General features: G+C 61.9%; 20 protein-coding genes. 8 read left to right on the forward strand and 12 right to left on the reverse strand.

All coding sequences use genetic code 11. The annotated features are described in order from the left end of the window. Nucleotides 1-123: 123 nt before the first annotated feature. From H3221_RS21860 to H3221_RS21900, 9 genes are all read right to left on the reverse strand, one after another. Complete coding sequence (locus H3221_RS21860) at nucleotides 124-1,380, reverse strand: mechanosensitive ion channel family protein (protein WP_192984768.1); 1,257 nt, start codon at nucleotides 1,378-1,380, stop codon at nucleotides 124-126. 120 nt (nucleotides 1,381-1,500) lie between these two features. Next, complete coding sequence (locus tag H3221_RS21865; protein ID WP_397428111.1) at nucleotides 1,501-2,328, reverse strand: peptidoglycan DD-metalloendopeptidase family protein; 828 nt, start codon at nucleotides 2,326-2,328, stop codon at nucleotides 1,501-1,503. 95 nt (nucleotides 2,329-2,423) lie between these two features. Beyond that, nucleotides 2,424-3,191 (reverse strand): M15 family metallopeptidase, encoded by a 768-nt coding sequence (locus tag H3221_RS21870; RefSeq protein WP_196476539.1) that lies wholly within the window; start codon nucleotides 3,189-3,191, stop codon nucleotides 2,424-2,426. Nucleotides 3,192-3,195: 4 nt separating this feature from the next. After that, nucleotides 3,196-4,476: a TRAP transporter large permease gene (locus tag H3221_RS21875; RefSeq protein ID WP_196476538.1), complete on the reverse strand. Its 1,281-nt coding sequence runs from the start codon at nucleotides 4,474-4,476 to the stop codon at nucleotides 3,196-3,198. Next, complete coding sequence (locus H3221_RS21880) at nucleotides 4,473-4,967, reverse strand: TRAP transporter small permease (RefSeq protein WP_192984776.1); 495 nt, start codon at nucleotides 4,965-4,967, stop codon at nucleotides 4,473-4,475. The genes H3221_RS21875 and H3221_RS21880 overlap by 4 nt, the downstream gene beginning before the upstream one ends. Before the next feature lie 66 nt (nucleotides 4,968-5,033). Beyond that, on the reverse strand, nucleotides 5,034-6,074 hold the full coding sequence (locus H3221_RS21885; RefSeq protein WP_196476537.1) for a TRAP transporter substrate-binding protein: 1,041 nt from the start codon (nucleotides 6,072-6,074) through the stop codon (nucleotides 5,034-5,036). Between the two features lie 164 nt (nucleotides 6,075-6,238). Then, complete coding sequence (locus H3221_RS21890) at nucleotides 6,239-7,177, reverse strand: LysR substrate-binding domain-containing protein (protein ID WP_196476536.1); 939 nt, start codon at nucleotides 7,175-7,177, stop codon at nucleotides 6,239-6,241. 21 nt (nucleotides 7,178-7,198) lie between these two features. After that, nucleotides 7,199-8,578 (reverse strand): exodeoxyribonuclease VII large subunit, encoded by a 1,380-nt coding sequence (gene xseA / locus H3221_RS21895; RefSeq protein ID WP_196476535.1) that lies wholly within the window; start codon nucleotides 8,576-8,578, stop codon nucleotides 7,199-7,201. Between the two features lie 43 nt (nucleotides 8,579-8,621). Next, on the reverse strand, nucleotides 8,622-9,554 hold the full coding sequence (locus tag H3221_RS21900) for a LysR family transcriptional regulator (protein ID WP_196476534.1): 933 nt from the start codon (nucleotides 9,552-9,554) through the stop codon (nucleotides 8,622-8,624). A 34-nt stretch (nucleotides 9,555-9,588) separates the two neighbouring features. Between H3221_RS21900 and H3221_RS21905 the strand changes: the two genes are divergently transcribed. Next, nucleotides 9,589-10,056 carry a multidrug/biocide efflux PACE transporter gene (locus H3221_RS21905; RefSeq protein ID WP_196476533.1) on the forward strand — a complete coding sequence of 156 codons (468 nt, stop codon included), beginning with the start codon at nucleotides 9,589-9,591 and terminating at the stop codon, nucleotides 10,054-10,056. 55 nt (nucleotides 10,057-10,111) lie between these two features. Continuing rightward, nucleotides 10,112-10,666 carry a sugar ABC transporter ATPase gene (locus H3221_RS21910; protein ID WP_196476532.1) on the forward strand — a complete coding sequence of 185 codons (555 nt, stop codon included), beginning with the start codon at nucleotides 10,112-10,114 and terminating at the stop codon, nucleotides 10,664-10,666. Nucleotides 10,667-10,773: 107 nt separating this feature from the next. Here H3221_RS21910 and H3221_RS21915 read toward each other — a convergent pair whose 3' ends face one another. Further along, nucleotides 10,774-12,876: a TonB-dependent siderophore receptor gene (locus H3221_RS21915; protein WP_196476531.1), complete on the reverse strand. Its 2,103-nt coding sequence runs from the start codon at nucleotides 12,874-12,876 to the stop codon at nucleotides 10,774-10,776. A gap of 144 nt (nucleotides 12,877-13,020) precedes the next feature. Between H3221_RS21915 and guaB the strand changes: the two genes are divergently transcribed. From guaB to H3221_RS21930, 3 genes are all read left to right on the forward strand, one after another. Next, on the forward strand, nucleotides 13,021-14,490 hold the full coding sequence (gene guaB, locus H3221_RS21920; RefSeq protein ID WP_160016588.1) for an IMP dehydrogenase: 1,470 nt from the start codon (nucleotides 13,021-13,023) through the stop codon (nucleotides 14,488-14,490). Nucleotides 14,491-14,699: 209 nt separating this feature from the next. After that, a complete protein-coding gene (gene guaA / locus H3221_RS21925) occupies nucleotides 14,700-16,277 on the forward strand; it encodes a glutamine-hydrolyzing GMP synthase (protein WP_075749241.1) in 1,578 nt (525 codons plus the stop codon). Between the two features lie 426 nt (nucleotides 16,278-16,703). Further along, on the forward strand, nucleotides 16,704-18,827 hold the full coding sequence (locus tag H3221_RS21930) for a TonB-dependent siderophore receptor (protein ID WP_196476530.1): 2,124 nt from the start codon (nucleotides 16,704-16,706) through the stop codon (nucleotides 18,825-18,827). 103 nt (nucleotides 18,828-18,930) lie between these two features. Here the strand turns inward: H3221_RS21930 and H3221_RS21935 are convergent, their stop codons facing one another. Next, nucleotides 18,931-19,446 (reverse strand): hypothetical protein, encoded by a 516-nt coding sequence (locus H3221_RS21935; protein ID WP_196476529.1) that lies wholly within the window; start codon nucleotides 19,444-19,446, stop codon nucleotides 18,931-18,933. Between the two features lie 2 nt (nucleotides 19,447-19,448). After that, on the reverse strand, nucleotides 19,449-19,919 hold the full coding sequence (locus H3221_RS21940; protein ID WP_196476528.1) for a hypothetical protein: 471 nt from the start codon (nucleotides 19,917-19,919) through the stop codon (nucleotides 19,449-19,451). A gap of 180 nt (nucleotides 19,920-20,099) precedes the next feature. On the opposite strand from H3221_RS21940, the gene H3221_RS21945 reads away from it, so the two are divergent. The 3 genes from H3221_RS21945 to H3221_RS21955 are packed head-to-tail and all read left to right on the forward strand — an operon-like array spanning nucleotide 20,100 to nucleotide 22,495. Continuing rightward, complete coding sequence (locus H3221_RS21945; protein ID WP_196476527.1) at nucleotides 20,100-21,473, forward strand: multicopper oxidase family protein; 1,374 nt, start codon at nucleotides 20,100-20,102, stop codon at nucleotides 21,471-21,473. Between the two features lie 56 nt (nucleotides 21,474-21,529). After that, complete coding sequence (tadA, locus tag H3221_RS21950; RefSeq protein ID WP_074682334.1) at nucleotides 21,530-22,006, forward strand: tRNA adenosine(34) deaminase TadA; 477 nt, start codon at nucleotides 21,530-21,532, stop codon at nucleotides 22,004-22,006. Nucleotides 22,007-22,027: 21 nt separating this feature from the next. Further along, entirely contained in the window at nucleotides 22,028-22,495 is a 468-nt protein-coding gene (locus tag H3221_RS21955) for a hypothetical protein (RefSeq protein ID WP_196476526.1), read from the forward strand. Nucleotides 22,496-22,509 lie beyond the last annotated feature (14 nt).

Genomic DNA, 22,509 nt, shown 5'->3' on the forward strand with positions numbered 1-22,509 from the left:
AAACGATCTTCTACTGCTCTTTCGCGACGTTTTATGGCGCATGAGGGCGCCTGTTTGAAGGAACATTGCGTGGGCGTTCACAGCGAGTCGAAGACCGGGTATGCCCGGCCTTCGCCCCGTGCTTCAGCCTGGTTGCTGAGCCACCAGGGTCGGGCGCAATTCGCGCATGTCCGCACCGCTCGGATGCTGGAACACGCGCAGGCCGAACTCGGGGAGGATGGCCAGCAGATGGTCGAAGATGTCTGACTGGATGCCTTCGTAGGCATTCCAGGCGATGGTGTTGGTGAAACAGTAGATTTCCAGCGGCAGGCCATCGGCGGTCGGATTGAGCTGGCGCACCAACAGGGTCATGTTCTGGTGGATGTTCGGGTTGTGGCGCAAGTAGTGTTCGACATAGGCGCGGAAGCTGCCGATGTTGGTAATGCGGCGAGTGTTCACCGCCTCCTTGCCGTGTTCGGCCAGCCTGGTGTTCCAGTCCTGCAGTTCCTGATCCTTGCGATCCAGGTACTCATCGAGAAGCATGAAGCGGCGCAGGCGGGCGATTTCCTCGTCGCTGAGAAAATGCACGCTGGTCTGATCCAGGTACAGCGCGCGCTTGATCCGGCGGCCGCCGGACTCCTGCATGCCGCGCCAGTTCTTGAACGGGTCGGTGATGAAGCGCTTGGTCGGGATGGTGGTGATGGTCTTGTCCCAGTTCTGCACCTTCACGGTGTGCAGGGCAATGTCGATCACATCGCCATCGGCGTTGAGCTGGGGCATTTCCACCCAGTCGCCGACGCGCACGATATCGCTGGAAGAAATCTGCACGCTGGCCACCAGTGACAGCAGGGTGTCCTGGAAGATCAACATCAGCACGGCAGCCATGGCGCCGAGACCAGACAGCAGGATCAGCGGCGAGCGGTCGATCAGCGTCGCTACTATCAGGATCGCGGCGATGGCGAAGATGGCGATCTTGATCACCTGCAGGTAGCCCTTGATCGGCTTCAGGTGCGCATTCGGGCGGCGCTGATAGAGGGTGTTGAGAATATCCAGCAGGGCGCCGATGGCCAGGGCGATGGTCAGCACGATGAAGGCGCCGCAGACGTTCTGCGTAACCGTCACCACGGCTTCCGGCATGCCCGGCACTACGGCCACACCGGAGGAGAGCACCAGCGCCGGTACTATATTGGACAGGCGCGTGATGATGCCGCTTTCCTTGATCTGGCCATGGCGGCCAACGGCGGTGGCGCCCACCACGCGATAGATGGCGCGTACCAGAATGCGTTTGACGATCCAGTTCGACAGCCAGGCGGCAATGATCAGGGCGAGGGTAGCGGTGAGTGTGAGCAGTTCTGGCTGAGTGTTCAGCCAGTCCATCCAGGTGTTGAGCTCATTCGGCATTTCCGGCTCCGAAGCAGGCAGGAGGAACGGCCGACGCTACAGGGCCGGCCATCTGAGCCGCCGTACCCTAGCAAAAATACTCGGTTAACCCAAACGGCAGCTGTTGCAAGCTGCGTACTCTCAGGGCTTGAACGCGCCGATGAAAATTGCTGGGTCGACCCGCGCGTCGTTGAGGCTGACGTTCCAGTGCAAGTGCGGCCCCGTGGCACGTCCGGTGGCGCCGACCTTGCCGACATGGCCGCCTCGGGCAATGTCGTCGCCGAGCTTCACGTCGACCTCGGACAGGTGGCAGAACATGCTGATCAACCCCTGGCCGTGGTCGAGGAACACGGTCTTGCCATTGAAGAAGTAGTCACCGATGAGGATCACCTTGCCGGCTGCCGGCGCCTTGATCGGGGTGCCACGGTTGGCGGCGAAATCCAGGCCCGAGTGTGGGTTGCGCTCTTCACCGTTGAAGAAACGACGCAAGCCGAACGGGCTGGACAGCGGGCCGTTGACCGGCTTGTCGAACAGCAGATTGCTCGGCTGGCGTGCGCTGAACTGCCGGTAGGCGTGGGTCTGCTCGGCCAGTTCGCGTTCGATGCGTTTTAGGTTGGCGGCGTTGGGCGTGACCTGCTGCTGGTTCTTGATGGTGATGCGCTGCTCGGTGTAGTGCTTGGCACCCACCTGGAAATTCAGCCTCTGGCCGCCCTCGACCTCTACCTGCTGAGTGCCCGGCTTGACGCTGAGTGGAATGCCGACGATGGCAATCCAGCGCTTGCTTTCTTCATGCACGGTCAGCACCGGCTTGCCCTGATAGCGCACCTTCGGCGCCTGCGCCGGATTACCCAGATCGATCACCGCCACACCACCCGGCACCGGCTTGTTCAGCAGGCGGGTGATGAAACCTTCGGCATGGACGGGGAGGGTGAGCGTGAGGGCAATACAGGCCAACAACAATCGCAGCATAGTGGGCATGGAGCTGGGTTTCCGGTTCGAGATCGCGGGCTATGCTGGCGCAAATACGCGCCGGTGCAAAGCCCGGCGGACGTCGATGGACTTTATCAATGTTGCTCGGCAGCCAGTTGTTGCTCCAGCTGTTTGCGCCAGACGGTGTCGAGTGTCTGCAGTTGCACGGGGCCGTACAGCGCCGCTGATGCGCCGGTGTGCCAGGCCCAGAGCTGATCGCCGTAGTCGTAATGCCACCACTCGCTGGACAGGTTGCTGAAGCCTTGCGCCGCCATGGCGTTGTAGAGCGTGCGGCGGTTGTCGCGTACCTGCAAGTCACGCTCGCGGTAGTCCGCGAGCTGCTCGAAGTGTGCCGTGGCCGACAGTGGGCTGGCCTCGTCGAAGGCCGTACCCATATCCAGCCAGCGGCCGTCTTCGTCGCACAGGGTGACGTCCACGGCGCCTCCGGTCAGGTGCGGACTTGGCGTATTGCGGCTGCTGCTGGGCGGCGAGACGAACTGTCGGGTCAGGTGCTCGAGCTGGCGCTCGTCCAGTTTCGGGTAGTACTCGCGGATGGCGTCATACAGGCTGTCGTAAAGGTACTGCTGCACGGCGAATGGGCGCCACGCATCGAGCACTACCAGGTGTACGCCGTGCGGCAGGCTTCTGGCTACCTGCAGCAGGCGCTCGAATACAGCCATGCGTGAATAGCATTCGGGCAGCGCATGGCGCACCCCCATGCGGAAATAGGCTGGGTATACGCGCAGTACCCGGCTCAGGCTGAGGGGGTGCAGTGGCTGTTCATCATCGACGATGGGAATGGCTGCGACGGCTGGCCAGTCCGGCTCGGGCTGCAGCGGGATCGGGGTGGTGAAAGAAGTCATGGCATCAGCTCAGCAGGCGGGGTAACCACAGGGTCAGGGACGGGAAGATGATCAGCAGGTAGAGCACCCCGAGCGCCATCAGCACGAACGGCCAGATACCCTTGAACATCTCGATGATGTCCAGCTTGCTGATTGTCGCGACGATGAACAGGCAGGCTCCCATGGGGGGCGTGATCATGGCGATGGTGATGTTGAGGGTAAAGATCAGCCCCAGGTGTACCGGATCCACGCCGGCGGCCAGGGCCACCGGGACGATGATCGGTGTCAGCAGCATCAGCACCGAGACTTCTTCCATGACCATGCCGCAGATGAAGATGATGGCGCTGATCACCAGCAGGATCAGGGTCGGCGAGTCGCTGAACGGCCCCAGCAGCTCGGCGAAGGCGCTGGCGACCTGGGTGTAGTTGAGTAGCCAGTTGACCACCGATGCGGCGGCGATGATGGCGTAGATACTGCCGGTCAGGCGCACGGTTTCACGCAGCGAGGCCCAGAAGCCCTGGAGCGAGAGTTGGCCGCGCAACAGTCCGATCACCGCGACGTAGAGCACGATGAGGGCGCCCGACTCGGTCGGAGTGACGACGCCCAGGACGATGCCGGCGACGATCAGCATAGGCGCCACCAGCGCGGTTGCTGCACCGGAGAGGGCGGCGAACATTTCGCTCCATGCCGGTTTGGCATGGCGTGTCTGCAGACCGGCCTTGTGCGCATAGATCGCGTTCATCGCCATGAAGCCCAGTGCCAGCAACAGGCCTGGCACCACGCCCGCGAGGAAGAGTTCACCGACCGAGGTGTTGGTCAGCGAGGAGTAGAGAATCATGAAGATGCTCGGCGGGATGATCGGACCGATCAACGAGCTGCCAGCAGTCAGGCCGGCGGCGAACTTGCGCGAGTAGCCTTCCTTCTCCATCGCGGGCACCAGCAGCGAGCTGAGCGCCGAGGCATCGGCGGCGGCCGAGCCGTTGACACCTGCGAAGAACACGCCGGCCACCACGTTGACGTGACCGAGGCCGCCACGCAGATGGCCGACCATGGCATTGGCCAGGCGTATCAGGCGCGGCGTCATGCCAGAGGTGTTCATCAGGTTGCCGGCGAGGATGAACAGCGGAATGGCCATCAGCGAGAAGATGTCCATGCCGCCGAAAAAACGCTGCGGCAGGATGTTGATGAACAGGTTGACGTCGACGAACAGGAAGCCCACCAGAGCAGTCAGCAGCAGGCAGAAGAACAGCGGCAGGCCCAGCAGCAGGTTGACGACGAAGGCGAGAAGCATGGCAACACCCATCATGGTTGCACACTCCCGGCTGTTTCGTCGGTGTCGGGTGCCGCCGGCCAGGGGCCGCGCAACAGGATCAGCAGTGTCAGCAGGCTGAAGCCAACAGGCAGGCTGAGCAGTGGCCATGTCCGGCTCACACCCAGACCCAGGCTGCGAAAGCGCCCGGCATCGAGCGCATAGCGCAGGCTGACCCAACTGGCGAATGCGAAGAAGGCGGTGGCTGCCAGCCATTGATAGAGGCGTACCCAGCGCGCCAGATGCGCAGGCAGGCGCTCTTCCAGCAGATTGATGCGCATGTGGCCGCCCTCGACCCACAGGGCGCCCAGCACCAGCATGACGCTGCCGATGATCAGGTAGCGGGCCATCTCATCCAGCCAGATCGGTGCGCTACCGAGCAGGTAGCGGGCGAATACGCCATAGATGAGCAATAGCAGGTCGAGCAGTAACAAAAGGGCGCCGAGATTGAACAGCAGGGCGCGCACACGTTTGATGAACGCAGGCATGGTGGCTCCGAGGCGAAGACTGGGCCGCGCCCTGGTCAAGCAGGGCGGGCCGTGGCGGACGGTGGGTTACTGGACGGTGCTCAGCCCGACGTCCTGGAGTGCCTTGTCGATCCAGTCGGCATCGATGCTCTGTTCCTTGAGCCAGCTCAGGTAGGCCGGTTGGCCCTGACTGCGAAATGCCTGTAGATCCTCGGTCGAAGGTTCGATGATTTCCATGCCCTTCTCCTTGAGGAAGGCCAGTTCCTTTTCCTGCTGTTGGGCAATCGCCTCACGATTCAGGCGTGTGGCCTCCAGCGCTGCGTCGCTGAGCGCCTGGCGATCTTTTGTCGAGAGCGACTCGAGCATTGCACCGTTGGCCACCAGGAACTGGTCGGAATACTGGATGTTGGCCAGAGTCAGGTACTTCTGCACCTGATAGAGGCTGCCGAGGATGATGTACGAGGTCGGGTTCATTTGCCCGTCGGCTACACCGGAGCGCAGCGCCATGTAGAGCTCGGTCCACGGAATGGGCGTGCCGGAGGCGCCGAAGGATTCATACAGGGCGACCTGGCTGGGGTCCATCGCGCGAAAGCGCAGGCCCTTGAAATCCGCCGGTGCCGCGATTGGCTTCTTGCTGTTGGTGAAGTTGAGGAAGCCGCCTTCCTCCACTACTGCGAGCAGTTCCGTGCCGGTGCGCTGTTTGAACTCCTGCTTGGCGGCCTGCCAGTAGGTGCCCTCATCGAAGAAGCTGTGGGCAGCCTGGGCGTCCTTGAACATGAACGGAATGGCGCTGACGTAGATCTCCGGGAACAGCGGGGCAATGCCGGCAAAAGAGGCCACGTTGAGTCCCGGGCCGCTGATCACCTGTTCCATGCGTTGTTCTTCTTCACCGAGCATGCTGTTGGGGTAGAGCTTGATTTCCAGCTCGCCACCGCTCTTTTCCTCGACCAGACGTTTGACGTTGCTGGCGAACAGGTGAACCGGGTTTTTCTCCAGGTCGGCCGCGCCGTTGTAGCTCATGTTGATGACGGTGGCCGCCTGGGCGAGGGACGCGCTCAAGCCCATGGCGGTGAGCAACAGGCCGGTGCCGAAATGGCGGCCGAGATTGCCGAACAGAGTCGTTTGCATATTGTTTTCCTTATGGCAGAACTAGGGTACAGAAGGGCGCGGACTGCTTGATTCTTATAGGAAAAGCGAAGCTTTGGCGCAGGAGCAGAGACACGCTAGCCGTTGTCGTGTTGACTATTCAAGTCGATGGGTGATGCATGAAAGTCAACACCTGGGCGGCGCTGTCAGGCGCTGCGAGCCAGCCCCGGCGCATCGTCACTGAAGAAGCGCATGCTGTTGCGCAGGTGCTCCAGGCAGGCCAGGCTGGCGACCGTCAGCTCACGCCCCTGGTGGCTGAGAATGCGCGCGCGGGCATCGCGCAGTGCCGGGTTGGCCATGGGCAGTCGGCGGATGCTGCCGGCCTGCAGTTCATGGCTGACGGTCAGCTCCGGCATGAAGGCCACGCCAATGCCGGATTTGACGAAGTTGGTGAGCACGGCCACCGAGTTGGTACGAAGTTTGGGGCGCAGTTCCATGTGCTCCAACTGCGCCACCATCACCGCCAGCTGGCCCATGCCGGTGCTGCTGTGGATCAGCGCCAGGGCTTCGCCGCGCAGCTCGGTCATCGATACGGGACCGCGATGGCTGGCCAGGCGATGCTGCGGCGGGATGATCAGGTCGAGTGGCTGGCGGGTGTCGACATGCACCGTCAGGGCTTCGTCCTCGATCGGTGCATAGACCAGTGCGAGGTCGACGGCATCTTCCTTGAGCAGGCCAACGGCCTCGTTGGCACCCGCCATCTGTACTTCCAGGTCGATGCCGGGATAGCGCAGGATGAAGCTCTGCAGCGGCTGCGAAATCAGGTCGGTGATGAAGCCTTCACCGACCGCGATGCGGACGCTGCCCTGACGCAGCCCCTGGAGGTCGCAGAGGCGTGACAGCACGCCCTGCTCGTTGGCGCGCTGCTGGCGGAAGTGGGCGACCAGCATGTTGCCGGCCTCGGTGGGAATCACACCTTGTGGCGTGCGTTCCAGCAGGCGAATTTCCAGTTCCTCTTCCAGCGCGCTGAGTTGTCGGCTGATGGCCGACGGATCGATGTTCAGGTGTTGGGCGGCTTTGCGCAGGGAGCGAAAGTGCACGACCTCGTTCAGGTAGGCGAGGGCGCGCTGGCTCAGGCGGGACATCGGCAGGGCCTCCGGCGGCAGTCAATCCAGTAGCGACAGCGTCGCCGGCTGTATGTGGTTGTCTTCGACGCGTACATCCAGTTCGCCCTCACTCAGGCGCGCCTTGAGGCGCTGGCCCGGCCGGGTCTGCGCGGCGCTGCGCACGGCGTGGCCACGTTCGTCGAGGAGGATGCTGTAGCCACGGCCCAGGGTGGCCAGTGGGCTGACGATCTGCAGTTGCGCGGCCAGGGCGCCCAGTTGCTGGCGCTGGTTGCGCAGTTGACCTTGCATGGCACGCGGCAGGCGCGTGGCCAGGCCATCCAGACGCTGGCGCAGCAGGGCCAGGTTGCGCCCCGGATGCTGGGCGGCGAGGCGTGCATCGAGGCGGGCCAGGCGCTCGCGTTGATTGGCCAGTTGCTGGTTGAAGGCGCGGCGCAGGCGCATGTCCAGGTCGTCCAGGCGCTGGGCTTGCTGGCGCAGGCGTTCGCCGGGGTGGCGTAGGCGTCGGCTCGTTCCTTCCAGGCGTAGACGTTCGCGAGCCAGGCGGCCCTGCATGTGCAGGACCAAGCGGCGTTGCAGGTTATGCAGGCGCTGCACCAGCTCGCTGCTGTCCGGGGCCAGCAGTTCGGCGGCGGCCGAAGGCGTCGGTGCGCGCACGTCGGCGACGAAGTCGGCGATGGACACGTCCGTCTCGTGGCCCACGGCGCTGACGATGGGCGTGACGCAGGCAGCCACGGCGCGAGCAACGGCTTCCTCATTGAAGCACCACAGGTCTTCCAGCGAACCGCCACCACGGGCCAGGATCAATGCATCGAAACCCTGCGCGTCGGCGCGCTGCAGGGCGCGGACGATCTGTGCGGTGGCCTCGCGGCCCTGCACGGCGGTGGGGATCAGGTTCAGCTCCACCTGCGGCGCGCGCCGGCGAAAGACGCTGATGATGTCGCGGATCACCGCACCGGTCGGTGAGGTGACGATGCCGATGCGCTTGGGGTGAGCGGGCAGGGCGATCTTGCGTTCGGTAGAGAACAGACCTTCGGCGCCGAGCTTCTCCTTCAGTGCCTCGAAGGCCAGGCGCAGGGCGCCGTCACCGGCGGGCTCTACGGCGTCGAGAATCAGCTGGTAGTCGCCGCGCCCTTCGAACAGCGAGACCTTACCGCGCACCTTTACCGCCAGGCCATCGCGCAGCGCCTGGCGTACGCGCGCGGCGTTCTGCCGGAACAGCGCGCAGCGCACCTGGGCCTGGCTGTCCTTCAGGGTGAAGTAGATGTGGCCGGAGGCCGGGCGGGCAAGGTTGGAGATTTCTCCCTCGACCCAGATGCCGGCGAACACGTCCTCCAGCAGCAGGCGGGCGCGGTTGTTGAGCTGGCTGACGCTGAGCACCTCGCGGTCGAGGTTCAGGCGGGCAAAAGGATCATTGATCATGGGGCGGCATGATAAGGCGAGAGCGATATCGGCGCGACCTTCATCAGGCGTCTTGCAGCAGGCGTTCGAGCAGCCAGGCCGCGACCGGACCGAGCTCGCGCTGGCGCGACCAGATGGCGTCTACCGTCACCCGCCGCGGCCAGCCACTGCAGGGCAGTTCATGCAGGCCACCGAAGCCGTAGGCATCGACCAGTTGCCGCGGCAGTTCGGCCCAGCCGAAGCCGAGTCGTGCCATCTCCAGCAGCATCAGGTAGTCCGGCGCGGCCCAGCAGCGGCCGCCGCTGCCGGGCAACTCGTCCGTGTTCGCATCATCATGGGCGACGCTGCTCAGGCGTAGCAGGCGCCAGCGCGACAAGTCCTCCTGACGCACCTGGGGCAGCGTGCTCAGGGGGTGACCCTTGGCGACGAACAGGCCGAACTCGCTGCTCATTTCCAGGCGGGCGTGGGCGATATGCGGCGGATAGGTCGCTTGCGCACCAAGCAGTCCCAACTGCGCGCGGCCCTGCGTGACCAGATCGAGTACGTCGGTCTGTTCGGCGATCAGGCTCTCGAACTGCAGATCGGGGAAGCGCTGATCCAGCTCCTGCAGGCGCACCTCGTACTGTTTCGGCTGATAGGCGTCGGACAGTGCCAGCGTCAAGCGCGCCTCCTGGCCTCTGGCCAAGCCGGCGGCGTGTCGCGCCAGACGGTCGCTGGCGCAGAGGACTTCCTCGGCATGAGCCAGCAGGCTGGCACCGGCTGCGGTCAGCTGCAGTTTGCGCGGGCCGCGTTCGAACAGTGCCACGCCGAGGTCGATTTCCAGGCGGGCGACTGCCTCGCTGATGGTCGATTGGCTCTTGCCCAGACGCCGCGCTGCGGCGCTGAGCGATCCGCAGTTGGCCGCCTGGGCGAAGGCCTGGAGGGAATCGGGGGAAATATTCATATCGGTTTTGCCGATGGCAGCTGCCTTTGGTTTGGCTGATATTCCGATGATCATAGCGCTCGTCGTCACTTATCACGAGGTTCGTTTCATGACTCAGCCCCTGCCGCGCTCCCTGCGTGAGCGCATCGGTCACGCCCTGGCCTTCGAGACCATCGCCGTGCTCATCTGCGCGCCGACCATGGCCTGGTTCATGAACAAGCCGCTGCTGCACCTGGGCGTGCTGACCCTGATGTTCTCCACTGTGGCGATGCTGTGGAACATGCTGTTCAACTATCTGTTCGACCGCGCCCAGAGTCGTCTGGGCTTCGAGCGCGGCCTGTGGGCGCGGGTCAGCCATGCGCTGCTGTTCGAAGCGGGCTTGATCGTCGTGCTGGTACCGCTGGCCGCCTGGTGGCTGTCGATTGGCCTGCTCGAGGCGTTGCTGCTGGATATCGTGCTGATCCTGTTCTTCCTGCCTTATACCCTGGCGTTCAACTGGATCTATGACGTGTTGCGTGCGCGCTGGCTGGCTCGGCGCGAAGCACAGGCGATTGCTGTGATCTGTCGCGGGGCTTGATTTGCCGGTGGCAGCGCCTAAGCTGCCGCCTTTCTTTGCACCTACTTCGAGCCCCATGACTGCACAACTGATCCTCGTCCCGCAGATATCCACGCTTCCTGCCCATGAAGAGAAGGCACGGGCCATGCTGCGCTGGCTGGTCAAGCGGGAAATCGTCGAGGCGCTGCCGACCACTTGTGGCCAGGGCGGAAACGGCATGGCCTACGCCATCGGGCCGGGCGCTCGGCGTATCGCCCAGTGTCCCGAGTTGCTGCCCTATGGTCAGGCGCACAATGGCCTGGAAATCATCACCAACCGCTGCATATACATGCCGACGCAGGGCTTTCTCGAAGAGGCGGGCTGCGCCGAATGCCGCAAGGAAGTGGGCGTGCCGCTGTTCGACAGCCTGGAGCTGTGGTGGCCAGGGGAAACCGACAACTTCACCTGCCCGGAATGCGGACATGAAGATGACATCAACGGCTTCCTGTTCCTGCAGCCCTGCGGGTTTTCCAACCTGGGCTTCATCTTCAACGGCTGGATGGACGCCGGCCTGCGCCCGGCGTTCGTCGAAGAATTCGGCGAACGCCTAGGCTTTGCGGTGAGGCAGGTGCGGGTGGATGACCCGGCTTGAGCGGTTTTCAGCCAATTGTGGGAGGGGCTTTAGCCGCGACTTGTGCAGTCTTCAGTCGCCGCTGAAGCGCCTCCCACAGGCGCTCAGCAGTTGCCATCAGGATAAGCTCAGAACTCGACGCTGGCTGACAGGCGCACTTCGCGCGGCTCGCCCACGGCGATGCGCAGATTGCCGCCGCTGGAGGAGTAGTAACGTTCGTCGAACAGGTTGCGTACGTTCAGTTGCAGGCGAGTCTTTTCGCCGAGCAGTTGGCTGTCCCAACTGACGAAGGCATCGGCCACCGTGTAGCTGTCCAGCCAGAATGTGTTGGCGTTGTCGCCGGCACGCTCACCGACGTAACGGGCGCCGCCACCCAGTCGCCACTGACCCAGCTCCCGGGGCAGATGCAGATGATGGACGAGGTAGAGACTGCCGACATTGCGCGCGGCGTTGACCAGTTCGTTGCCTTCGTTGGCCGGGTCATCGAGGATTTCCGTATCGGTGTAGGCGTAGCTGCCAAGCAGCTCCCAGCGCTCGCTGAGGCGGCCGGTGATATCCAGCTCTACGCCGCGCGAACCGACCATGCCTGCGGCTTCCGATACGGAATTGTTGGTAACTACGACGTTTTCCTTCTCGATATCGAACAGCGCCAGGCTGGCGCCGATACCTTGAGGCAGATCGAGTTTCACGCCCAGCTCGTAGCTGCGACCTTCTTCGGGATCGAATGCCTGGCCAGTATTGGTATCCGAGGCATTGGGCACGAAGGAGCGGCTGTAGTTACCGTAGAACGCCACCTGATCGTTCAATTGGAACACTAATCCGCCGAAGGGCAGGAAGGTGGTGTCTTGCCGGTCGGTAGTTGGCTTGTACAGCACCCCTCGACCTTGCCCGACCAACTGCTCGAAGCGTTGGTAACGGCCGCCAAGCACCAGAATCCACTGCTCGTTCAAGTGCCAGTTGTCTTTCACGTAAAGTGAGCGCGAATGCAATTCGTCGCGGCGATCGCTCTGTGACAGATTGAGCAGGGAGGGGGCGGCAAGGTTGCCGTAGACCGGGTTGTAGATGTTGAAGCCGCCGACTGCCGGGCCGCGCCAGGTATCGCCACGAAAGTTGTCGACGCGCTCTGTGTCTGCACCAATCAGCAGATCATGGCGCTGACCGAATAGCGTGACCTTGCCGATCCAGTCCCAGGCCAGATATTGGGTCTGGTTGTCATGCTCGCTACCATCGGAGCGGCGGCTGAGCGCGCCTGTAGTGGCATTCAGAGCATTGGGGCGAGCTTCCGCATAGTCGTAGCGCTCGTTGTTCCAGCCATAGGTGAGGCGGCTCGACCAGTCGGCGCTGAGCTGGTACTCGGCAGTAGCCGTGAGCAGTTCATCGATACCTTCAGCCTTGGACCAGCGCTCGCTGAAACGGTCGTTATAGGAAACCTTGGCCGGCTTGCCGTTGATGATCACCGTGCCTCGATCCACCGGACTGCTGTATTCCTTGTATTCGTAGGCGATGTTGAGGCGCAGACGTTCGCCCTCCCAGCTCAGCGAGGGCGCGATCAGGCTGTGCTCTTCGTCGCCGAAGTTACGCCAATAATCTTCGTGCTGACGCTCGGCAACCAGGCGAAAGGCCAGGCCGCTATCGGCAATTGGGCCGGTAACGTCGACTGCCAGGCTACCTCCGCCGAAGCTGGAGCTGTCCGCGCTCAGTTGCGTGCCCCATTGGTACTGCGGTTTCTTGCTGATGACGTTGATCAGGCCACCCGGCTCCAGCGCGCCATACAGCAGTGAGGCCGGCCCCTTGAGCACTTCCACGCGTTCGGTGGTGGCGCTGAAGTTGCGTGAGAGGCTGGAGCGAATGCCGTCACGGAGGATCGACCCGTCGGCGTTGGCACCAAAGCCGCGTTTGACGAAACCGTCCTGAGTACCGGCCAGCGTGTTGCTCTGGGTCATGCCACTGACGAACTTCATCGCATCGTCCAGCGATCTGACCTGGAAGTCCTCGATGGTCTGTGGCGTTACCACCTGTACTGATTGGGCCTCATCCTTGAGTGCGACGGAGGATTTGCTTGCCGTGCTGGCGCGCTTGGCTTGGTAGCCGTCTTCTTCCATGCTGGGCTTGGCGACCACCTCCTGACTGGGCAGCTCCAGCTCCTGGGCCAGCAGTTGACCGGCTGGAAGCAGGCAAAGGGTAAGCAGAGTGGCGCATTGGCTGCTCAAGAAAGGGCGGGCAGATTTCATTTGGCACTCAAGTGCAGGTGTTTTTGAGAATCATTATTGTATGATTTTCAAGGCATGACTGCCTAGAGGCATACTTTGCATTGAGTGAGATGGGCTCGCTGGGTATAATGCCGCGCTTCTTATTTTCCCGCTCGGGAGCCCGCCATGCTGCGCATCAGCCAAGAAGCACTCACTTTCGACGACGTCCTGCTCATCCCCGGTTATTCCGAGGTGCTGCCCAAGGATGTCAGCCTGAAGACCCGCCTGACCCGCGGCATCGAACTGAACATCCCGCTGCTGTCTGCAGCCATGGACACCGTTACCGAAGCGCGCCTGGCCATCGCCATGGCCCAGGAAGGCGGCATCGGCATCATCCATAAGAACATGACCATCGAGCAGCAGGCTGCCGAAGTGCGCAAGGTCAAGAAGTTCGAAGCCGGCGTGGTCAAGGACCCGATCACCATCGAGGCCGACGCCACCGTGCGCGACCTGTTCGAGCTGACCCGCCTGCACAACATTTCCGGTGTGCCGGTGCTGTCCAACGGCGACCTGGTGGGTATCGTCACTTCCCGCGACGTGCGTTTCGAGAACCGTCTGGACGCTAAAGTTCGTGACGTGATGACGCCGAAAGAACGCCTGGTCACCGTCAAGGAAGGCGCAGCCAAGGAAACCGTGCGCGAGCTGCTGCACAAGCACCGCATCGAGAAGGTGCTGATCGTCGATGACGCCTTCGCCCTCAAGGGCATGATGACCGTCAAGGACATCGAGAAAGCCAAGGCCTATCCGCTGGCGAGCAAGGACGATCAGGGGCGTCTGCGTGTCGGCGCTGCCGTCGGCACCGGTGCTGATACCGGTGATCGCGTAGGTGCTCTGGTCAATGCCGGTGTCGACGTGATCATCGTCGACACCGCCCACGGCCACTCCAAGGGCGTGATCGACCGCGTGCGCTGGGTCAAGGAGAACTTCCCGGAAGTGCAGGTGATCGGTGGCAACATCGCCACGGGCGCAGCTGCCAAGGCGCTGGTCGAAGCTGGCGCCGATGGCGTCAAGGTCGGCATCGGTCCAGGTTCCATCTGCACTACCCGTATCGTGGCCGGTGTCGGTGTTCCGCAGATCAGCGCCGTGGCCAATGTGGCTGCAGCACTGGCCGGCACTGGCGTACCGCTGATCGCTGACGGTGGCATCCGCTTCTCTGGCGACCTGTCCAAGGCCATCGTCGCTGGCGCTTCCGCCGTGATGATCGGCTCCATGCTGGCCGGTACCGAAGAAGCACCGGGCGAAGTCGAGCTGTTCCAGGGCCGCTCCTACAAGGCATACCGCGGCATGGGCTCGTTGGGTGCTATGGCTCAGGCGCAAGGCTCGAGCGACCGTTACTTCCAGGATTCTTCGGCCGGTGCCGAGAAGCTGGTGCCGGAAGGTATCGAAGGCCGTGTTCCTTACAAGGGCGCGATGAGTGCCATCGTTCACCAGTTGATGGGCGGTCTGCGTGCCTCCATGGGCTACACCGGCTGCGCCACCGTCGAGGAAATGCGCACCAAGCCTGAGTTCGTGCGCATCACCGGCGCCGGCATGGCCGAGTCGCATGTCCACGATGTGCAGATCACCAAGGAAGCCCCGAACTACCGGGTCGGCTAAAAAATCGATTTGACGCTGCTGCGCTTGAGCATGCTGCGTTGGAGAAAAACTCGAGATGCTCATTTGCTTCAGCAAACTCCGCTCTGTCGTTTCTCTCCGCCTTGCCTGCCCGGCGCTCGCTACGCGGCAAATCGATTTTTGCAATGTTATGAATAACGGGGCTGTTCGATCAGCCCCGTGTCATTTGTGAATACCTACGAGAGACGGCCATGGCCCACGACATTCACGCCCACCGCATCCTCATTCTGGACTTCGGTTCCCAGTACACTCAACTGATCGCCCGCCGCGTGCGCGAGATCGGCGTCTATTGCGAGCTGCACCCCTGGGACATGAGCGACGAAGATATCCGCGCCTTCGCTCCGCGCGGCATCATCCTCGCCGGTGGTCCGGAGTCGGTGCACGAAGCCAATAGCCCACGTGCTCCGCAAGCCGTGTTCGACCTGAACGTGCCGGTACTGGGCATCTGCTACGGCATGCAAACCATGGCCGAGCAGCTCGGCGGCAAGGTGGAAGGTTCCGACCTGCGTGAATTCGGCTACGCCCGTGTCGACGTAGTCGGCAAGAGCCAGTTGCTGGCCGGCATCGAAGACCATGTCGACGCCGACGGCGTGCTCGGTCTCGATGTGTGGATGAGCCACGGCGACAAGGTTACCCGCCTGCCGGAAGGTTTCCACATCCTCGCCAGCACCCCGAGCTGCCCGATTGCCGCCATGTGCGACGACACCCGCCACTACTACGGCGTGCAGTTCCATCCGGAAGTGACTCACACCAAGCAGGGCGGTCGCATCCTCTCGCGCTTCGTGCTGGAGATCAGCGGCTGCGAAGCCCTGTGGACCCCGGCCAATATCGTTGAGGACGCCATCGCTGCCGTACGCGCTCAGGTCGGCGACGCCAACGTGCTGCTCGGCCTGTCCGGCGGTGTCGACTCCTCCGTGGTCGCCGCCCTGCTGCACAAGGCCATCGGCGATCAGCTGACCTGCGTGTTCGTCGACAACGGCCTGCTGCGTCTGCACGAAGGTGATCAGGTCATGGCCATGTTCGCCGAGAACATGGGCGTCAAGGTGATCCGTGCTGATGCCGAAGAGCAGTTCCTCGGCAACCTGGCAGGCGAGTCCGACCCGGAGAAGAAGCGCAAGATCATCGGTCGCACCTTCATCGATGTGTTCGATGCGCAGGCCAGCAAGCTGGACAATATCCAGTTCCTCGCCCAGGGCACCATCTACCCGGACGTGATCGAGTCGGCTGGCGCCAAGAGCGGCAAGGCCCACGTGATCAAGAGCCACCACAACGTTGGCGGCCTGCCGGAGGAAATGAACCTCAAACTGGTCGAACCACTGCGTGAGCTGTTCAAGGACGAAGTGCGCAAGATCGGCCTGGAACTGGGCCTGCCCTACGACATGGTCTACCGCCACCCGTTCCCGGGCCCGGGCCTGGGCGTGCGCATCCTCGGCGAAGTGAAGAAGGAATACGCCGACATCCTGCGCCGCGCCGACCACATCTTCATCGAAGAACTGCGCAAGGCCGACTGGTACCACAAGACCAGCCAGGCATTCGTGGTGTTCCAGCCGGTGAAATCGGTCGGTGTCGTCGGTGATGGCCGCCGTTACGCCTGGGTCGTCGCCCTGCGCGCCGTGGAAACCGTCGACTTCATGACCGCACGCTGGGCGCACCTGCCCTACGAGCTGCTGGAGACCGTCAGCGGCCGCATCATCAACGAGATCGAAGGCATCTCCCGCGTCACCTACGACGTGTCGAGCAAGCCGCCAGCGACCATCGAGTGGGAATGATGCCCCTCCGCGCATAGCTCCTGCGTGACGAAACCCCGGCCCTGGTGCTGGGGTTTTGTTTTTAGGCCTCGTGTGGCGTGCTTTCTGGCGCCTGCGGAAAGCCTTGGCTCGGGTTAGGTTTTCATTTCTTTGAAAAGGACGCGTCTATGCCCTACGACTCGCTACCTGCCTGGTGTTCGCGCACTTTGCTGACGGCGCTGCTGTTGTTCCTGGCGCCCTGCGCACCGAGCAAGTAACTGAGGTGGGTCGCGCCTGGTGCATAACGGGCTCGATATCAAGAGATGTTAGTAAATCTATATGCAAGTCATTATCGTTTTGATGTGTGTTTTCTGCTATGTTGCCGCCGCCAACCAGGCGGTATCGCCACGATAGAAAGATGACAAGGCAGGCCGCTGACACGCCTCTTAACCGATAAGGACCATGAGCATGACCGATAGTAAGAACGGGGTTCTCGATACACGAGCGCCCTGGCGGCGCGTTACCAGCGTTGCTCTGTTTTGCACGCCGCTGGTGGCTGCGCCTCTCTACGTTCAGGCTCGAGAGGCAAGCGCAGTCGCAGAGGATGAACCCTTTCGTCTCGCGCCAATTATCGTCAACGCCAAGGCCTCGGCAGGTGATGATGCCAGCTCGGTCGTTGCTCAGGAGCTCTGGGTCGGCGGCAAGGTCGCTACCAGTATCCTCAATACTCCGGCTTCCGTTTCCGTGGTGACTCAGAAGGAAATCGAGCAGCGCAGCGTCAACACCACAGAAGAACTCCTGCAATACACGCCAGGCGTCATCACTGACTTCTACGGCAGCGATGACCGCAACGACTATTTCAAGATTCGTGGCTTCCAGGCGACCACCTACCGCGACGGTTTGACACTGAGCTCCATGCGCGGTGTTCGCGAAGACCCGTTCGCTTTTGAGCGTGTTGAAATTCTGCGGGGCGCCAACTCCACGTTGTTTGGCGCGGCCGACCCAGGTGGTTCGGTGAACTTCGTGACCAAGAAGCCGCGCTTCGAGAAGTTCGGTCAGATCTATGGCACCTACGGTTCCTTCAATCACAAGGAAACCGGCATCGACGTTGGCGATGTGCTGAATGCGGATAAGACCCTGGCTTATCGTTTCACCGGCAAGTTCCAGGACAGTGATCGTGAATATGATCACTCTCAGGACGACAATCAGCTCCTGATGGGCGGGCTGACCTGGGCGCCCACGGCCTATACCTCGGCAACGCTTGTCGTGGATCACCTCAAGACCAAGAGCACCCCCAACAGTGGCGGTTACCCGACAGACAGGGAATATGACCGCGATGAATTCTTCGGTGAGCCGGGCTACAACTTCCACGATGTGGAACGCACCAATATCAGTGGTAGTTTCAGTCACGACTTCGACAACGGTTTCATCCTGCGCAGCAACCTGCGGTACAGCGAGCTGACGGATGATTTTGCTTACCTGTACCTGAGCGGGACAGGAACGGGAACCCTGCGAGATCGTGATGCTTTTGGTACCGATACCGATGCCGAGCAGGTCAACGGTAATCTGATGCTGCAGTACGATGCCCGTCTCGGAAATATCGATAGCAGCACCATGGTGGGAGTCGAGTACGGCGATTCCACGACCGACGCCAGCTCTATCTACGCCAGAGCGACACCCATTGATATTGCCAACCCGGTCTACAGTGGTGCTCCAGGCGGACTGTCGCCCTACCTTGTTCAGCGCCGGGATTACACCACCAAGTCGGTATTCCTGCAGCAGAACCTGTCGTTCTACGACCGCGTTATCGTGACTGCGGGCGTGCGCAACGATTCGATGGATCTGACTGAAGCCGACAAGCTCGCCTCAATCAAAACCTCGGACAGTTTTTCTGAAACGTCTTACCGTGGCGCATTGACCTACATCGTCAGTGACGAGGTTTCGACCTATGTCAGCATGGTGGAATCCGTTTCTCCGCCGGAGATCGGCGTCACTCCGAAGCGGGGCAAGCAGTATGAAGTAGGCGCGAAGTATTCACCGGCAGGCATGAATGCGCTCTTCTCTGCCGCCATCTATGACCTGACTCAGGAAAATGTCTCCATTGCCGTTGTCGTGCCTGGCGCTGGTATTCAGCGGCAGACGGTGGGTGAGACGAGGGTGCGAGGTCTGGATCTGGAGGCCAAGGCCGAGCTGACCGAGCACCTGAGCCTGGTCGGCGGTTACTCCTACATGGCGTCGGATGTACTTCGCGGTTCGCTGCGAGATGGCACGTCTCTCAAGGGCAATGAATTTGAAGTCACGCCACGGCATAGCGCTTCACTCTGGGGCTACTACAGTGTGCCGGGCACGAAGGTGAGCGTAGGTCTGGGTGCCCGTTACATTGGTGAATACTATTTTGCTGCCGCCAACACCGATAAAAGCGATGCCGCTACAGTGTTCGACGCTGCCTTCACCTACAACATCGTCAAGGGCACAGATCTGGCTCTGAACGTCAGCAATCTGCTGGATGAGCAGCACGTGGTCGGCTCCGGTACAGCTGACTACTACAACCCGGGCCGTGAGGTTACCGCCAAGCTGAGCTACAGCTGGTAAGTCGGCCCAGGCGCTTGGACGGGGCCAGTAGCCATTGCTTGACATTGGCTTCAGGGTTCAATGAAGAAACCGGCTTCGGCCGGTTTTTCATGGCTGCATGCTTTCAGTGTGGCAGCAGAGACAGCGTGACGGTGAGTGTGAACAGGCTCAGGCTCAGAAAACTGATCAGCAGCAGGCGTCTGTCATTACGAATCTGGCTGGTGAGTATCGCCTTGCGCGGGCGCCAGTCGCAGGCAATCGTGAGCCAGCGTTTTTCCAGCAGCTGGCGCCAATCGTCATCGCTTAGCCAGCAGGCGATGTGGTGTGCCGGTAAATCCAGCGCAGGGAACAACTCCTCGCACGTCAACGGGCCCAGGGATACCTGAAAGCGCTGACCGTGACGCTCGCAATCGAGTTCAAGGCGGATTTGCGGGCGGGTATCCTGGACGTGAATGTCTTCGGGATCAGGTGTGAATACTTCATAAGACGTGATTTGCGCCGTGCCCGGACGCAACAAGGCTCTGCGGATTTTTTCCCAGAGCAGTCGCATAAGTTTGTAAGAAGCCCAGGCGGAAAAGGCGAAAAGCAGCAGGCTGATCAGCCATAGCAGGCCGCCGAGCACAATGAAGAGCACGATCACGCTCAGAACCCTGTAAGCAGTGTCGGCGCAGCTTCCCAGATGAGGTAGCCCATGATCATCAGCATGATTGCGGCGAAGGGCGATGCGGCGCTTGGGGCTTCGGGGGAGGCATCGGCCGGGTTCGCTTTGGGAACGTATAGCAGAAAGGTTCCTTCCTGCTGGTTGAGCTCGACATGCTCTTGGTTGAGCACGAGATGCTCCACTTCGTAGGTGTGTTGTTCGTACTCGTAACGCAGGCGATAGACGGGCTTGAGGCTGACCATTGTATTTTTGCCAACGCTGATGCGTGCGTTGACAAGCTTCTGATCGATGATCGTCGCTTTTACGATCTCGTGTGGGCGGCTCAGCCGGTAGCAGTCAGTCCAGATCATTTCCCCAAACGCAGCCATGAGCCCGATCCACATGAGCAGGAGCATGGGGGTTATCGCCACCATCATGATTGCCAAGGGGGCGTCGAAGAAGAAACTGTCCATGTTCTGGTGCGCGTTCCTGTGAAGTGCCCTGCGATTCTATACCGATCGGCGGTTTCCTATCTGGGCGGTATCTCGCACCTGATGCCGCGGCAATTTGTCTTGCCGGGGCGCTCGTCTGGTCATCCATGAAAATGAGAAGATACCGCAATTGAGTATGCCCGCAGATTGCCGAGGATGAAGATGTCGTTTACCCGTAGACAAGTGCTCGCCGGGCTTGCTGGCCTGGGTGTTGCCGGCTTCGGCGCCGGCGGTGTGCGTTACTGGTTGGGGCGCCCTGAGAACGTGGCGACCCATGATTACGAACTGATCGCCGCGCCGCTGGATCTGGAACTGGTACCGGGGCATGTGACCCCGGCCTGGGGTTATGGTGGGCGGGCGCCAGGGTTGGAGCTGCGTTGTCGTCAGGGCGAGCGCTTGCGGGTGCGCTTCATCAACAAGCTGGAGCAGCAGAGCACCATCCACTGGCATGGCATCCGCCTGCCACTGGAGATGGACGGCGTGCCCTACGTTTCCCAGGCGCCGGTACTGCCGGGCGAGTACTTCGATTACGACTTCATCTGCCACGACGCTGGCAGCTTCTGGTACCACCCGCATACCACCAGCGCCGAGCAGTTGGGGCGTGGCCTGGTCGGGCCGCTGATCGTCGAGGAGCGCGAGCCGACCGGCTTCCGCCATGAGCGTACGCTGAGCCTGAAGACCTGGCATATCGACGAGCAGGGCGCCTTCACCGAGTTTCTGGTGCCGCGCCAGGCAGCGCGCGAAGGTACGCGTGGGCGTTTGACGACCATCAACGGTGAGTCCAACCCGACCCTCGAATTGCCAGAAGGGCAGGTGGTGCGCCTGCGTCTGATCAATGTCGACAGCACCATTACCTATCGCCTCAATCTGCCGGGTGGCGAGGCACGCATCTATGCGCTGGATGGCAACCCGGTTCAGCCGCGCCCTTTGGGCAAGGAGTACTGGCTGGGGCCAGGTATGCGTATCGACCTGGCGCTCAAGGTTCCCGCTGCTGAAGAGGAGTTGTCCCTGCGTAACGGGCCGCTGCGTCTGGCGACCTTGAAGGGCATCGCCAGTAGTGAAGTGGCCGGGGATTGGCCGCCGGCGTTGCCGGCCAACCCGATCGCCGAGCCTGACCTGTCACGTGCCGAGACGTTGCGCTTCAACTTCGAGTGGGCCGCCGCGCTGGCCTCGCCGGCCGACGAGGCAGCCGGTCGCTACAAGTACTGGCAGATCAACGGCCAGGCCTGGGACATCAACGACAAGACGTGCGCCGATCGCCCGATTGCCACGCTGAAGAAGGATGGTCACTACATCTTCGTGCTGCGCAATATGGCGCAATATCAGCACCCGATTCACCTGCACGGCATGACCTTCAAGGTGCTGGGTTCGGATCGACGCAAGATCGTTCCGTATTTCACCGATACCTACCTGCTGGGCAAGAACGAGACGGCGCGCATCGCCTTCGTTGCCGATAATCCTGGGGTGTGGATGTTCCATTGCCACGTCATCGACCATATGGAAACGGGGCTGATGGCGGCCATCGAAGTGGTGTAGGGTAGGCGCCGTTTTCAGGTCCGCGTAGCAGAGCGGTCCCCCTTCGGATTGATGCAATGAAACGACCGCAGATCATCGATCGCTCGCGTGACGAGCATTTCATGCGCCTGGCCCTGGCGCAGGCGTGCCTGGGCGCGGAGCAGGGCGAGGTGCCGGTCGGCGCCGTGCTGGTGCAGGATGGCGAGGTGGTCGGGCAGGGCTTCAACTGCCCGATTCTGCGTCACGACCCCAGTGCCCACGCCGAGATGGTGGCGATCCGCGCGGCGGCGCAAAGCGTGCAGAACTACCGACTGCCCGGCAGCACCCTGTATGTCACGCTGGAGCCCTGCAGCATGTGCGCTGGCCTGATCGTGCATGCGCGCATCGCCCGGGTGGTGTTCGCCGCCAGCGAGCCGCGCGCGGGGGTGGCGATCAGCCAGGGGCAGTTCTTCGACCAGGGCTTTCTCAATCACCGCGTGCGGGTGGAGGGCGGGTTGCTGGCCGAGGAGAGCGGTGCGCTGCTGAAAGATTTCTTCAAGGCTCGGCGAGGCTGAGCGTTCTCACAGGGAATGAGCATGAACAAACGGATATTGAGTGTGCTGGCGCTCCTGGCTGCGCCGGCGTTCGCTGAGCAATCCGAGGTGTATCTGATCGCCAGCGTGCAGCTGGGCGGCTCCAACCTGACGCAGAGCATTTTCCTGCACGAGCCGCAGATCACCACGCTTGAAGAGTGTCAGGAGGCCGTGCGTGTCGGCCAGCGTGACCGCGACTGGCAGCGTTATCACCACATCTTCATGCGTGATCGCTTCCAGGGCTTTACCGGTCATCTCGACTATCGCTGCGTGTTCAGTGCTCAGGGTTTCAGCGCCTGGAACGACCGCGCGCGTTACAACCATCCCTATCTGATCAGCATCGACGAGCAGGCCAATCTGCAGGTCGAACGGATAGCGAGTCAGGCGCAGTGTGCGACTCGTCTCAAAAGCCTGCCCCAGGCGCGGCAGGCGATCAGTCGCTGTGCAGTGGGGAGTCAGGGCTTGCTCTGACTGCTAGGGTCTGT

This window comes from Pseudomonas chaetocerotis, from assembly GCF_015712105.2.
In the GTDB taxonomy this organism is placed as follows: domain Bacteria; phylum Pseudomonadota; class Gammaproteobacteria; order Pseudomonadales; family Pseudomonadaceae; genus Aquipseudomonas; species Aquipseudomonas chaetocerotis.

Bases quoted from the DNA above. Each gene is read 5' to 3' on its own strand.
- H3221_RS21860 (WP_192984768.1), bottom strand. From the start codon at position 1,380: ATGCCGAATGAGCTCAACACCTGGATGGACTGGCTGAACACTCAGCCA.
- H3221_RS21945 (WP_196476527.1), top strand. From the start codon at position 20,100: ATGTCGTTTACCCGTAGACAAGTGCTCGCCGGGCTTGCTGGCCTGGGT.
- H3221_RS21885 (WP_196476537.1), bottom strand. From the start codon at position 6,074: ATGCAAACGACTCTGTTCGGCAATCTCGGCCGCCATTTCGGCACCGGC.
- guaB (WP_160016588.1), top strand. From the start codon at position 13,021: ATGCTGCGCATCAGCCAAGAAGCACTCACTTTCGACGACGTCCTGCTC.
- xseA (WP_196476535.1), bottom strand. From the start codon at position 8,578: ATGATCAATGATCCTTTTGCCCGCCTGAACCTCGACCGCGAGGTGCTC.
- H3221_RS21955 (WP_196476526.1), top strand. From the start codon at position 22,028: ATGAACAAACGGATATTGAGTGTGCTGGCGCTCCTGGCTGCGCCGGCG.
- H3221_RS21875 (WP_196476538.1), bottom strand. From the start codon at position 4,476: ATGATGGGTGTTGCCATGCTTCTCGCCTTCGTCGTCAACCTGCTGCTG.
- H3221_RS21910 (WP_196476532.1), top strand. From the start codon at position 10,112: ATGACTGCACAACTGATCCTCGTCCCGCAGATATCCACGCTTCCTGCC.
- tadA (WP_074682334.1), top strand. From the start codon at position 21,530: ATGAAACGACCGCAGATCATCGATCGCTCGCGTGACGAGCATTTCATG.
- H3221_RS21890 (WP_196476536.1), bottom strand. From the start codon at position 7,177: ATGTCCCGCCTGAGCCAGCGCGCCCTCGCCTACCTGAACGAGGTCGTG.
- H3221_RS21865 (WP_397428111.1), bottom strand. From the start codon at position 2,328: ATGCTGCGATTGTTGTTGGCCTGTATTGCCCTCACGCTCACCCTCCCC.
- H3221_RS21870 (WP_196476539.1), bottom strand. From the start codon at position 3,191: ATGACTTCTTTCACCACCCCGATCCCGCTGCAGCCCGAGCCGGACTGG.
- H3221_RS21940 (WP_196476528.1), bottom strand. From the start codon at position 19,919: ATGGACAGTTTCTTCTTCGACGCCCCCTTGGCAATCATGATGGTGGCG.
- guaA (WP_075749241.1), top strand. From the start codon at position 14,700: ATGGCCCACGACATTCACGCCCACCGCATCCTCATTCTGGACTTCGGT.
- H3221_RS21905 (WP_196476533.1), top strand. From the start codon at position 9,589: ATGACTCAGCCCCTGCCGCGCTCCCTGCGTGAGCGCATCGGTCACGCC.
- H3221_RS21930 (WP_196476530.1), top strand. From the start codon at position 16,704: ATGACCGATAGTAAGAACGGGGTTCTCGATACACGAGCGCCCTGGCGG.
- H3221_RS21900 (WP_196476534.1), bottom strand. From the start codon at position 9,554: ATGATCATCGGAATATCAGCCAAACCAAAGGCAGCTGCCATCGGCAAA.
- H3221_RS21915 (WP_196476531.1), bottom strand. From the start codon at position 12,876: ATGAAATCTGCCCGCCCTTTCTTGAGCAGCCAATGCGCCACTCTGCTT.
- H3221_RS21880 (WP_192984776.1), bottom strand. From the start codon at position 4,967: ATGCCTGCGTTCATCAAACGTGTGCGCGCCCTGCTGTTCAATCTCGGC.